Raw genomic sequence first — 12,508 nt, forward strand, 5'->3', positions numbered from 1 at the left:
TCACGAAACTGATTATAAACCAAAAACGGGTCTAACGACCCGTTTTTTTACTATAAATAGTATATTTTTGATAATATCGCTTTCATTAAAAGCAATTTAAGCCGAGTTTCTGCTTGCATTAATGTTTCCGAATAAAGATCTTGTCACTAATTTCTCATAAGCTTCTTTGTTTCCTTCACCTTTCTGAATTTTCATCAGTGCATATTGCTGAATACTGAGCAATGGTAAAACAATCTTTTCACGGATCTTCACTGATTTTCTGGATAACGGATCTTCTTCCTGAAGCATTTTGAAACCAGTCAATTCCAGCATAATATCTCTTGAAAGCTCGTATTCACTAAAAAGAACATTCCAGAATGCTCCGAATTTAGGATTGTTTTTGATATAATAAGTTAAAGGAAAGTAAGACTTATTCATACTCATCATAGAGTTCAGAACTAAAGTTTTAAAGAAATCTGAGCCTTTATACAGTTCTCTAACTTCTTCAAACCTTCCCTCCTCTTTTAACTGCTGCATAGCATAGCCAAAACCGAAAAATCCGGGAACATTCTGTTTTAATTGTGACCAGGAACCTACAAATGGAATAGCTCTTAAATCTTCAAACTTCAATTCACTTCCGTTTCCTCTTTTAGATGGACGGCTTCCGATATTGGTTTTTCCATAATATTCCAGTGTACTCATCTCCTGAAGATAAGGAACAAACATTGGATGGGCCTTAAGATCTGAATATTTCTGATAACTGATATTTGCCAGCTCAATAATCAATGCCCGTTCTTTATCCGTAAGATCTTTTTTAGCGTTTTTAAATACATCATTTTCTACTCCGGCAGTCAAAAGCTGTTCAAAATTGTATTTTGCCTGTTCTTTATTTCCGAAAATACTGGTAATCGTTTGCCCCTGAATGGTCAGTTCAATTTTATTATTCGCAATTGTTTTTCCCTGGGACGCATAGAAATCGTGGGTTTTTCCACCACCTCTTGCCGGAGGTCCTCCTCTGCCGTCAAAAAACACAACTTTAATATTATTCTGCTCCGAAAGTTTCGTCAGTACTTCTTTAGCCTTATAAATTTCCCAGTTGGCCTTTAGATATCCACCATCCTTGGTTCCATCAGAAAAGCCCAGCATAATGGTCTGCTGGTTTCCTCTTCTTTCAAGATGTTTTTTATATACAGGATTCTGATACAGTTCATTCATCACATGCTCTGCATTATCAAGCCCCTCCATGGTTTCAAAAAGCGGCACAATATCCATATTGATGTCTTCGTCCTGATATCCACACACTTTAAAGAATGCATAGACATTCATTACATCTTTCACAGCATCAGAATTGGAGATAATATAGCGGTTCATTCCTCTCAGCCCGTTCAGGTCCTGAATTTTGGAAACCTGAGCTACCGTCAGTAATGTATCTGTTACAATATCCTCAAAATCAGCTGCATTTACCTGTTTTGAAATCTGAATCAGCTTATTGAATTTCTGTTCGGAGTCAGCTTCTTCATTTCCATATACTTTTGCAAAAACCTCATCAATGACTTTCTGATGAATTCTGCTGTCCTGGCGGATATCCAACGTGGCAAAATGAGTTCCAAAAATTTTCACCCGATCTCTGAAATTCACCAAAAGATCTAAGAATAGTGCATTGTGCTCATTGATCAATATTTTTTCAGCCTCATCTGTTTTCTTTAAAATATCTTCTGCTGTAATTGTTTTTCCATCAAAAATAGCCGTGTACAACTCCTCGCTTAAAGCCGTCAATACTTCAGAAACACCTCTGAAACTCAATCGCCTTCTGACGAATTTCAAATGGCTGTAATAAGACTTCAGAATGGCTGAACGAAGCTCCTCGGCTACTCTTTTGGTGACATCGGCCGTTACAAAAGGGTTTCCGTCACGGTCTCCTCCTGGCCAGAAGCCAAGCTGTATAATATCTTCATGCAGATGGAAATTTCCGTTTCCAAAGGTCTTTTTAATCTTCGTAAATAATTCACCAATCGTATCATAATACACATATCTCAGATAGGAAATAATGCTTAGAGCTTCATCAATTGGTGTCGGTTTTTCCTTATTCACAAAAGGGGTTTTCCCCAGCTGCTGCAAAAGGGTATCAATCTGAGTAACGGAATCACTGGTAATGGCCCCTCTCAGATCCTGGATGATTCTCTGTACTGAACTTGGATAAAACTGTGTAGGGTGCGCTGTAAACACAACCTTTACACTGAAATCCTTTAATTTCCCACGTACTTTCTCAATTTTATGATCCTGAAAAGAACGTTCAAAAAGATTGGTCACGGTTCCGCCATCGCTTTCGGAATGCAGATTGGGAAATGCAGCATCTTCAATACTGTCGAATAAAACCACCTGTCTTTCTATATATTGAATGATCTTAAAAAGCAGTTCAAGTTTCTGCTCTTCGGTCTGAAGATCGGTATGGTTTTTAAAAAATTCTTCAACAATTTCTTCGGGGGTTTTTCCTGCATCATAGCCGGTTTTGCTTTCCTCATAAAGGAAGGGAAGCAACATCCCGATATTGGTCATTTTATCATAAGGCAGGCTCATAAATAATGAATTGTAGATCTGGAATTTATTTTCCACGATCTGCCTGAATTTTTCTGCGCGTTGGTCGTGTCTCATAATAACAAATGTAAGTGATTTTGGAATTAGTTGAATTGATAAATGACAAAAAATTAAAACTTTATTGTCAACTGAAAATTTAAAATAACAATAGCAATTACAGCTAATTTTATCATCAAAAATTAAGTATTCTATAAATATTCAATATCTATATCTTCAATGAAACATTTTGTAACTTTGGGTTTTAATTAATTCTTAGATACAATTTTATCTGTTGTATCAAAAATTTTCGAATATGGGCTACATCAGAGAATATTACGAACAAATTGTTAAGCTACAGGAATCTGAATGGGAATTCATCGCAGGATATTTCCGTAGAAAAGTGTATGCTAAAAACGAAATTATTACGCAGCAGGGTAATACGGAAAACTATTTGTCTTTCATCGAATCCGGATTGGTAAGATTTTATATTCCTGATGATGAACATGGCTATACTTTTAGCTTCAGTTTTGAAAAGGAATTTACCTGTGCTTATGATTCTTTCCTCACTCAAACGCCTTCTGAATATGAAATGCAGGCATTAACAGAGACGGTTGTATGGCAGATCTCATTTGATGATTTACAGAAAATTTATAATCAGACCAATGTGGGAAATCATTTGGGACGTTTTGCCTCCGAGAAACTGTTTCTGGCTAAAAGCAAAAGGGAACTTTCTTTATTGAAACTTACCGCCAAAGAACGTTACTTAAAACTATTTACTGAACAGCCTGTGCTTCTGCAACGGGTTCCATTAAAATATATTGCTTCTTATATCGGAATTACTCCACAGGCTTTAAGCAGAATCCGCAGACAAATTAATTAACATAGGTTCATTGTGTATCTTCCCTCTTCTGTTGAACTTTGCAGAAAAACATTTCAATGAATTTACCTATTGTAGCCTATGGGAACCGTATTTTAAAGCAGAAATGCATGCAGGTTAATGAAAACAGTCAGGAAATACAGGACCTTATTGCCAATATGTGGGAAACCATGGAAAACTCCAATGGATGTGGCCTTTCCTCTTCCCAAATCAATAAACCCCTACAGCTTTTTATTGTTGACAGCCAGATCATATTTGAAAACTTTGATACTGAAGATCAGCTTCTCTCCTTCGAAAGGAATGATAAGGGAATCAGGGAAACTTTTATTAATGCTAAGATTTTAAACACTTCTGAAGAGACCTGGGAAGATTATGAAGGATGCCTAAGCATTCCCGGACTGTCTCAAAAGGTAGAAAGGCCCTGGAAAATTACCATTGAATATCTTGATCAGGATTTTATCAGACAAACCAAAACTTTTACAGGATTAACGGCGAGAATCATTCAGCATGAGTATGACCACACACAAGGAGTTTTATATATTGATCATTTGAAACCATTAACAAGAAAAATGATAGAATCGAAATTGAAGAAGATTGTCAACGGAAATATTAAAACCGGATATCCTATGACGTTTTTATAATCTTCTTAGGGCATTGAGAACATGAGTAATTTTCGTAAATTTGTGCTGAAAACACGTTTCCTTATGAAAATTATCATCACGCTTTCCCTGATCTTTTCCAATCTGCTTTTTGCACAGATCAAGGTTCCTGATGATTATAAAAAAATTCCGGATATTCTGGATACTACTGAATATCTTTACCCTTTTGTCATTCCCAATAAAGAATACGAATACTGGCGAGTACTCACCAATGACAATGATCCAGACAAGGCTATCATCTATGAAAGTCAGGCCCCTCTTTTTATGACCATTAATGAGCCTGCTCCTGAAAAAGGGTTTTTCCAGAAATGCATGGGTAATAATTGTTTTTCCTATATTCTTGCCTGTAAAAAAGACAGACCTGTTTATTTTTCCAATGAACAGCAATTAAGGGATTTCATCGGAACAGTAGATAATCTTCCGGAAGCTATTTTACTGGCCAGGACATATGGCTACACTATCGATACTAAAAACCGTTTTACAGGTTCTTATAAAATTGAAGATAACTCTATTTCCCTGTATGCTTTACAATCTAAAGGCTGTCCGGTTGTTAAAGAGTCGTTTTTAATTAAGATCAACAGAAAGACCGGAAAACTGGAAGCTAAAAGTAATGGTATTTACTCAAAAAATGAGGACTGTACCACTTTATAATATATTGGACAATAACTTTTACATCTATTTTAAGATACAGGAAAATGAAAAGTTTTCAGCAAGAACGTCATTTATTTTTTGCCACAAATACGTTTTGCAAATCTAAAGGTATCCGTGGCAATTATTAGCAGTATACAATTTTATCACAGATGAAATCCTAGCGCCTTAAAAACAATATCAAAAAGAAAAAAAAATAGCGACTTTGCGTTTCCAAACATTCCCTTTTTTCATCATACTCATATTGTTGGAAAACGCAAGGTCGCTAAGATGTTAAACAACATGCATATTTTAAGGCGCAAGAAAATCAAAGATTCCCGGCAAGAGTTACCCAGAATTTTTGCCATGAATACACTAATTATTTTATTTGTGTATCGTGGCAATTTAAAGTAGTCAGGATCAGATATTAATTGCTCCTTGTCCTGATGCGATCAGATATGCTTCTTTTAATGTTTCTGAATAGGTTGGATGAGCATACGAAATACGGAACATATCTTCTGCCGTGACTTCATATTCCTGGGCAATAACGCCCTGCGCAATAAGATCTGCAGCTCGGGCTCCGATAATATGTACTCCAAGTACCTCTCCATATTTTGGATCAATCAAAACTTTTGCAAACCCCTCTATATCCATCGATGCTCGGGCTCTTGCACTGGCTGAAAATGGGAACTTTCCAACATTATAAGCAATATTATTCTTTTTGAGATATTCTTCACTGTACCCTACAGACGCTACTTCCGGCCAGGTATAGACCACAGAAGGAATACGGTCGTAGTGAATATGATGATTCTGTCCGTTAATTGTTTCAGCTACCAAAACACCTTCTTCTTCAGCCTTATGGGCAAGCATTGCTCCGCCGATTACATCTCCGATGGCATAGATATTAGAAACAGACGTCCTGCTGTTTTCATTAACTTTAATGAATCCTCGGTTGTCTACCTCCACTGCTGTATTTTCTAATCCCAATCCTTTTGTATAAGGGCTTCTTCCTACAGCTACCAAAACATATTCAGCCTCCAGACTATTTTCTATTCCATTTTTATCTTTAAAAAAGACTTTTGCTACAGACTCTGAACTTTCGGTTTTATAAACAGCCTGTCCCAAGCGGATATCAACTCCTTCTTTTTTTAGGATTTTCTGAAGATTTTTCCCCAATTCATGATCCATCGCCGTAATCAGATGATCTGCATATTCGAGAACTGTGACCTGTGTTCCGATTCTGTTGAAGATGGAGGCCATTTCTACTCCTATTACTCCGCCTCCGATGATCACCATAGATTCAGGCTTTTCTTGTAAGGATAAAGCTTCAGTGGAAGTGATGATTCTCCTTTTATCAATTTCCACTCCCGGAATAGTTGATGGTTTTGAGCCTGTTGCAATGATATAGTTTTTAGCTGTAATCTCTCTGGATTCTGTTTCATTAGTAATTTTAATAACAGAGTTATTGACGAAACCTGCTGTCCCCTTCAGACGGGTAATTTTATTTTTATTCATTAAAAAATCGAGTCCGCTGGTATTTTTACCTACCACTTCAGATTTTCTTTTGTACAGCTGAGAAAAATCCAGTTCTATTGTATCAAGCTTAATTCCATGTTCCTTAAACTTATGTTGGGCATCTGCATAATGATGAGTACTGTCCAGTAAAGCTTTTGTTGGAATACAGCCTACATTCGTACAGGTTCCCCCCAATGTTTCATATTTTTCAATAATCACTGTTTTATAGCCTAATTGAGCACTTCTTATAGCTGCAACATATCCTCCAGGTCCTGAGCCAATCACGGCAATGTCATAGTTTTCCATTTGATTTATTAATTATTTATGATTAAATTTACTTGCAAAATAAAAGCAAAATTAAAATAATTACTTTCATTTTGCAAGTAATATTTTTTTTTAAAGAAAAATTAAAATAATGAGTAGAAAAAGATCAGACTGCCCTATCAGCTGTTCATTGGAAATATGGGGAGATAAATGGTCACTATTAATCATCCGTGATCTGATGCTTAAAAAGGAATGTACCTATGGAGAACTTCAGAAAGCTGATGAAAAAATTGCGTCCAATATTCTGGCTACAAGGCTTCAGAACCTTATGGAAAATGGAATTATCGACAAAAGGGATCATCCGGACAATAAGCTAAAAATATTATACTATCTTACAGAAAAAGGAATTGATCTGGTGCCTATTATTGTTGAAATTAACCTCTGGGGAGACAAATATCTGACGATTCCGGATGACAGGAAAAAGTTGCTGGAAGACATCAAAAAGGATAAAGAAGATTTTATCAAAAGGGCGAAAGTCTACCTTTCCAATAAGTCCCAATAAATACAATCAAATAATTATCCGTTACCTACAGATTGGTAAATAGGTTTTGATAGCTTTCATGAAAATCAGTGATAGCAATTTTAAAATTTCATTAACTCAATTTTTCCTTTTCATTCCGTAAATTTGGGTTAAATAAATTTAGAACAATGCTTAATTTCGAGTTTAAAAATCCGACCAAAATACTTTTCGGAAAAGGAGAAATCTCTAAAATTTCCAATGAAATCCCTAAGGATGCCAAAATATTAATGATCTATGGAGGTGGAAGCATAAAAAATAATGGGGTCTATGATCAGGTAAAAGAAGCTTTAAAAGACCACGATCTTTACGAATTCGGTGGTGTTCCTGCCAATCCTGAATATGAAGTTTTGATAAATGCACTCAGTTTTATCAAAGAAAAAAACATCAATTATCTTCTTGCTGTAGGCGGGGGATCTGTGATTGACGGAACTAAGTTCATCTCTGCTGCAGCCAATTACAATGGTGAGCCTTGGGATATTCTGAGAAAACAAGTGAGAACCTTTGAAGGTGAAGGCGTGCCATTCGGCAGTATCCTAACGCTTCCTGCAACCGGATCGGAAATGAATTCAGGATACGTGATCTCAAGAAGAGAAACCAATGAAAAGCTTTCTTCAGGAGGACCTGGACTTTTTCCGCAATTCTCTGTTTTGGACCCTGAAGTGATCAGATCCATTCCTAAAAATCAGATTGTAAACGGAATTACTGATGCCTATACTCATGTATTGGAGCAATATATGACGGCTCCGTCTTCTGCTGATCTTCAGGAAAGAATTGCAGAAAGTATCTTAATCAGCCTTCAGGAAACGGCTCCTAAAGTATTAGCAGATGACTTCAATTATGACGCTGCCGGAAACTTTATGTGGTGTTGTACTATGGCATTAAACGGACTGATCCAGAAAGGAGTGATTACAGACTGGGCTGTACATGCTATGGGCCATGAACTGACAGCGTATTTCGGTATTGATCACGCAAGAACACTAGCAATCATCGCTCCTTCCCACTACCGTTATAATTTTGACGATAAAAAAGGAAAATTGGCCCAATATGCTGAAAGAGTATGGGGAATTAAAGACGGAAGTATTGAAGAAAAAGCGGAGCTGGGAATCAAAAAACTTGAAGAGTTCTTCCACAGCCTTCATATCAAGACCAGACTTTCTGAATATACAGAAGATTATAAAGGAACTGCTGAAAAAGTGGAGAAAGCTTTTACAGACAGAAACTGGATGGGCCTTGGGGAGTATAAAAAACTAACTCCTCAGGATGCTTCAAAAATTGTAGAAATGAGCTACTAGAGGTTTTTGAGCTCAAGATTTAAAGTTTTGAATTGAAGTACATATTTTGAATTTTGGCTAAAGCCATATGAATATAAATTTTATAATTAGAGTGGGCTAAAGCCCGCTCTAATTGATTTTGATATACAAACAGATATGCATATAGGATAATAGTTGTTTAACGACAAGATCTTTTATCTTTTATCTTTTATCTTTTATCTTTTATCTTTTATCTTTTATCTTTTATCTTTTATCTTTTATCTTTTATCTTTTACAAATAATTCCCAATCTCTTATTTTTTAATTCCTCCACTACTCTTTCTTCTTATCCATAAACATTCGTTTAAAAAAAGATCATTTCATTACTTATATTTCAAATTTATTTATATTTTAGCATATTCTTAAATTTGTGAAAATGAAAAAACAGCTACTTTTATTTGCCTTTTCAGCTCTGGCACTTACTTCTTGTAATGACGATAACCTTACAGCCTATGAAATGGACATTATGAAAGGGGATTGGAAAGAAGTAAAGACAGAAATTATTTCAGGAAAAGATAATAAAACTGTGCTTGAAACGACAACTCCGGAAGGATGCAGTGCTAACAATATCCTTTTTTTCAGAACAGACTATTATGTAAGCTATACTGCTTATGATGGAAATCCAGATGGTACCAATTGCCAGTTTGCCGCTAAAAATGAAGGCAAATATACTTATGATACAGATTCTAAACTTCTCAACATCCAGCTTAGCGGAGAAGATGTTGAAAATATGAGTTTCAAAGTTGATATGCTGACTAATACGGAACTTAGACTGGTACAGCAAACCGGCAACTATGATAAGGATGGAGACAAGATTATAGACATCACCTACATTACTTACAAAAGATAAAACCTAAACTCCCGTTGATCGGGAGTTTTTTATTACTTTTATCTCAAATTTTAAAACTGAATATAATGAAGAAGATTCTATCAGCATTTCTATTGCTGTGTTTTATTTTTGCCTTTTCACAGGAAAAAAAACCAATGTTCTGGCATGACATCCAGGAATTCAAAAAACAAGATCAACAAAAACCACCTCCTCAAAATGCTATTTTATTAATAGGAAGCTCATCCTTTACCAAATGGACTGATGTAGCGGATTATTTCCCTACTAAAACCATCATCAACAGAGGGTTCGGAGGTTCCAGACTTACAGATCTTAATTATTTTGCGAATGACCTGCTCTCCCCGTATCAGCCTAAGCAGATTATTATCTATTGTGGAGAAAATGACTTCGCCGATAATCATCAGCTGAAGGCACAAAAAGTAGTAAAAAGATACAAAAGCTTCTACAAAAAAATACGTGAACGATTTCCTAATATTGAAGTGGATTATATTTCAATGAAATACTCCCCCAGCAGAGAAGTCCTTTGGCCTCAGATCAAAGAAGCCAATGCCAGAATTGAAGCTTTTATGAAAAAGCAGCCACATTCTGAGTTTATAGATGTAACCAAAGCAATGGAAGATGCTAACGGAAGGGTAAGAAAAGATATTTTTGTGGAAGATATGCTTCACTTTAAACCGGAAGGCTATCAGATCTGGACTAAGGTGATGACTCCTTATATGAAATAAACCCAATCCTATGATAAAAAAAACAATAACCATTTTACTTTTTATTTTACCATTTTCGTTTTCGTTTTCTCAAGAAAAACCTGATGAAAAAAAGATTATTCAGGAACTTTCGGAGAATGCATGTAAGTGTGCTGATTCTATTGCTTTGTCTAACCGGAAAAAGGAAGATATTATAAAAGATGTTCATGAATGTATTGATAAATACACTGGAGCACTTCAGCTATCATCCCTCTTGTCAGGAGCAGAAAAGCTTTCAGAAACAGCACCTGAGGTGAATGGGAAAAAGCAGATTAACCTGACTTTTAATTCCGATAAGAACTCAAAACAGTATATAGACAACTACAATAAACTGGAACGCTATCTGATGCAAAACTGTGAAAGTGTAAAGAAGGCTACAAAAACTACAGAAACCAATTATGACAAGTTTTCAAAAAATGAAGTTGCAGTTGATTTCTATCAGAAAGCAGTTGAAGCTTCAAAAAAGGAAAACTGGAAGGAAGCTATTCAAAATTACGAGCAAGCTGTAAAGACTGATTCAAAATTCATATATGCCTGGGATAATCTTGGGATTTGCTATAGAAGAGTTGATGAATATGATAAAGCACTGAATGCTTATAAACAGTCTTTGGCTATTGATCCAAAAGGTAAAATGCCTTTACAGAATATAGCAATGACCTATATTTATAAAAAGGAATACCAAAAGGCTATTGATGCTTATAATGATTTGGATAAAGTGTATCCCGGAGATCCGGAAGTTTATTATGGAATGGGACAAACCTATTTTTCTTATTTGAAAAACAGCGAAAAAGGACTTGATTACATCTGCAAAGCTTACAGGATCTATACTGAGCAGAAATCACCTTACCGCTCTGATGCAGAAACAATAATAGGTCATATCTACAAAAGTATGAAAGAGGAAAATAAGGTGGATAAGTTTAAAGAAATTTTGAAAAATAATAAAATTGACTTCGAGTAAAAAATGAAAACTTCCCAAAATCTGCTGATTTATAATAAGGCCGAAGAAATCTAAAAAAGTCACGCATTACTACAAATCTGAAGACAGGAAGATGAGGGGGAGGAAAAATACCAACCTTACTACAATCAACAAAAGTGATAAAAAAAACGATTCCCATATCAGGAATCGTTTTTCTTTATTTCTTTTTCTTCGATTTAGAAATTGATTTTTGCTGTGCTCTGTTAGCCCCAAATTTCTTAGGTGCTTTTCTTTTTGAAGGTCCACCCCAGTTTTCTTTTGTATTCTTGGCTTTTTTCTCATGGAAAGCACCTCCTCCATCATTCAGTTTTACCTGAGCCGGGTTCTTCATTATTACCTCATCTTTCTCAGAAGCAATTTTGTTTGGATTAATTTTAACCTCTTCAGGGAAGTCATAAAACTTTAAATCTTTATCCATCAAAAGCTCGATATCAAGAATTAAAGGCTCTTCTTTTTTAGTAACAAAAGTTATTGCCTTACCTTCTTTATCAGCTCTACCGGTTCTACCGATTCTGTGAATATACTGTTCAGGAATATCAGGAGTTTCAAAGTTGATAACGTGAGTAATGTTTGAAATATCAAGACCTCTCGCCATTACATCGGTAGTAATAAGGCCTCTGATTTCTTCGTTTTCAAAGCTCTTCATCGCCTTAAGCCTGTAGTTTTGAGACTTATTGGAGTGAATCACATCAAACTGTTCAGGGAAAAGCTCATCGATCTTAGTGAAAAGAAGATCTGCATGTTTTTTATTATTATTAAAAATCAACACTTTAGACATGTCTGTGTTATTCTTCAGCAAATGTTCAAGAAGGTTGATCTTGGTATTGAAATTCTCAACTTTATAGGCAGTCTGCTCGATCTTTTCAAGCGGAGTTCCTGATTTTGCCAATGAAATTTCTACAGGACTTGCGAAATACTCATCCAGCATATCATCTACAGCCTCTGTCATCGTTGCAGAGAAAAGGATATTCTGTCTCTTTTCTTTCATCATTTCGAAAATGTGAGTCAGCTGTGGTCTGAAACCAAGGTTCAGCATTTCATCAAATTCATCAATGATAAGCTTCTGAACTTCTTTAAGGGAAATAGCATTGTCTATGGAAAGGTCCATCACCCTACCCGGTGTTCCTACTAAAATGTCACAACCATCATTGAATAAAAGTTTCTGTGTATTGATGTTTTTACCACCATATATTCCGATAACTCTTGCGGTAATATTTTCAGTCAGTGTCTCAAGAATTTCCGTCACCTGTACTACCAATTCTCTTGTAGGAACCAGTACCAAAACAGTTGGATTTCCAGTTTTACTGTATTTCCAGGTCTTCAGAACGGGTAAAAGATAAGCCAGGGTTTTTCCTGTTCCGGTTTGTGCAATTCCCATTACATCTCTTCCGGAAAGGATTGGCTTTAAACTCTTCTCCTGAATGGGAGTAGGCTCAAATAATTCTAAATCTGCTAAAACATCAAGAACTTTAACCGGTAGGTCAAAATCTGCAAAAGTGAGTTTTTCCATTTTGCAAAGATAAGTATTAATATGTAGAATGTAAAATCGGGTTTTTGA

11 protein-coding genes are annotated in these 12,508 nt (G+C 35.7%); 8 read left to right on the forward strand and 3 right to left on the reverse strand.

Annotation, left to right across the window (positions count from 1 at the left end):
- Positions 1 to 96: 96 nt before the first annotated feature.
- Positions 97 to 2,631, reverse strand: a complete 2,535-nt coding sequence (locus M2372_RS07020; protein ID WP_123319690.1) for a phosphoenolpyruvate carboxylase — start codon at positions 2,629 to 2,631, stop codon at positions 97 to 99.
- A 235-nt stretch (positions 2,632 to 2,866) separates the two neighbouring features.
- Between M2372_RS07020 and M2372_RS07025 the strand changes: the two genes are divergently transcribed.
- The 3 genes from M2372_RS07025 (at position 2,867) to M2372_RS07035 (ending at position 4,740) form a co-directional block, all read left to right on the forward strand.
- Entirely contained in the window at positions 2,867 to 3,433 is a 567-nt protein-coding gene (locus M2372_RS07025) for a Crp/Fnr family transcriptional regulator (RefSeq protein WP_123319691.1), read from the forward strand.
- Between the two features lie 56 nt (positions 3,434 to 3,489).
- Positions 3,490 to 4,071: a peptide deformylase gene (def, locus tag M2372_RS07030; protein WP_123319692.1), complete on the forward strand. Its 582-nt coding sequence runs from the start codon at positions 3,490 to 3,492 to the stop codon at positions 4,069 to 4,071.
- Positions 4,072 to 4,134: 63 nt separating this feature from the next.
- A complete protein-coding gene (locus M2372_RS07035) occupies positions 4,135 to 4,740 on the forward strand; it encodes a hypothetical protein (protein WP_123320115.1) in 606 nt (201 codons plus the stop codon).
- Positions 4,741 to 5,136: 396 nt separating this feature from the next.
- Here M2372_RS07035 and lpdA read toward each other — a convergent pair whose 3' ends face one another.
- Positions 5,137 to 6,537 carry a dihydrolipoyl dehydrogenase gene (lpdA, locus tag M2372_RS07040; protein WP_123319693.1) on the reverse strand — a complete coding sequence of 467 codons (1,401 nt, stop codon included), beginning with the start codon at positions 6,535 to 6,537 and terminating at the stop codon, positions 5,137 to 5,139.
- A 109-nt stretch (positions 6,538 to 6,646) separates the two neighbouring features.
- Here lpdA and M2372_RS07045 point away from each other — a divergent pair, with 109 nt between their 5' ends.
- The 5 genes from M2372_RS07045 to M2372_RS07065 all read left to right on the forward strand — a co-directional run bounded on the left by M2372_RS07045 (position 6,647) and on the right by M2372_RS07065 (position 10,932).
- Positions 6,647 to 7,057 (forward strand): helix-turn-helix domain-containing protein, encoded by a 411-nt coding sequence (locus tag M2372_RS07045; RefSeq protein ID WP_115973860.1) that lies wholly within the window; start codon positions 6,647 to 6,649, stop codon positions 7,055 to 7,057.
- A gap of 146 nt (positions 7,058 to 7,203) precedes the next feature.
- Positions 7,204 to 8,367, forward strand: coding sequence for an iron-containing alcohol dehydrogenase (locus M2372_RS07050; protein WP_123319694.1), 1,164 nt, complete (start codon positions 7,204 to 7,206; stop codon positions 8,365 to 8,367).
- A gap of 393 nt (positions 8,368 to 8,760) precedes the next feature.
- Positions 8,761 to 9,234 (forward strand): lipocalin family protein, encoded by a 474-nt coding sequence (locus M2372_RS07055; protein ID WP_123319695.1) that lies wholly within the window; start codon positions 8,761 to 8,763, stop codon positions 9,232 to 9,234.
- Between the two features lie 65 nt (positions 9,235 to 9,299).
- Positions 9,300 to 9,956, forward strand: a complete 657-nt coding sequence (locus tag M2372_RS07060; protein WP_123319696.1) for a GDSL-type esterase/lipase family protein — start codon at positions 9,300 to 9,302, stop codon at positions 9,954 to 9,956.
- A 10-nt stretch (positions 9,957 to 9,966) separates the two neighbouring features.
- Positions 9,967 to 10,932 carry a tetratricopeptide repeat protein gene (locus tag M2372_RS07065; RefSeq protein ID WP_123319697.1) on the forward strand — a complete coding sequence of 322 codons (966 nt, stop codon included), beginning with the start codon at positions 9,967 to 9,969 and terminating at the stop codon, positions 10,930 to 10,932.
- Positions 10,933 to 11,107: 175 nt separating this feature from the next.
- Here the strand turns inward: M2372_RS07065 and M2372_RS07070 are convergent, their stop codons facing one another.
- Positions 11,108 to 12,460, reverse strand: coding sequence for a DEAD/DEAH box helicase (locus M2372_RS07070; protein ID WP_115973855.1), 1,353 nt, complete (start codon positions 12,458 to 12,460; stop codon positions 11,108 to 11,110).
- Positions 12,461 to 12,508 lie beyond the last annotated feature (48 nt).

Origin of the sequence: Chryseobacterium sp. BIGb0232, from assembly GCF_024810195.1 — a bacterium.
In the GTDB taxonomy this organism is placed as follows: Bacteria; Bacteroidota; Bacteroidia; order Flavobacteriales; family Weeksellaceae; genus Chryseobacterium; species Chryseobacterium pennae.

Coding starts and splice junctions, on each gene's coding strand:
- def (WP_123319692.1), top strand. CDS start 3,490: ATGAATTTACCTATTGTAGCCTATGGGAACCGTATTTTAAAGCAGAAA.
- M2372_RS07070 (WP_115973855.1), bottom strand. CDS start 12,460: ATGGAAAAACTCACTTTTGCAGATTTTGACCTACCGGTTAAAGTTCTT.
- M2372_RS07025 (WP_123319691.1), top strand. CDS start 2,867: ATGGGCTACATCAGAGAATATTACGAACAAATTGTTAAGCTACAGGAA.
- M2372_RS07045 (WP_115973860.1), top strand. CDS start 6,647: ATGAGTAGAAAAAGATCAGACTGCCCTATCAGCTGTTCATTGGAAATA.
- M2372_RS07060 (WP_123319696.1), top strand. CDS start 9,300: ATGAAGAAGATTCTATCAGCATTTCTATTGCTGTGTTTTATTTTTGCC.
- M2372_RS07055 (WP_123319695.1), top strand. CDS start 8,761: ATGAAAAAACAGCTACTTTTATTTGCCTTTTCAGCTCTGGCACTTACT.
- M2372_RS07050 (WP_123319694.1), top strand. CDS start 7,204: ATGCTTAATTTCGAGTTTAAAAATCCGACCAAAATACTTTTCGGAAAA.
- lpdA (WP_123319693.1), bottom strand. CDS start 6,537: ATGGAAAACTATGACATTGCCGTGATTGGCTCAGGACCTGGAGGATAT.
- M2372_RS07020 (WP_123319690.1), bottom strand. CDS start 2,631: ATGAGACACGACCAACGCGCAGAAAAATTCAGGCAGATCGTGGAAAAT.
- M2372_RS07035 (WP_123320115.1), top strand. CDS start 4,135: ATGAAAATTATCATCACGCTTTCCCTGATCTTTTCCAATCTGCTTTTT.
- M2372_RS07065 (WP_123319697.1), top strand. CDS start 9,967: ATGATAAAAAAAACAATAACCATTTTACTTTTTATTTTACCATTTTCG.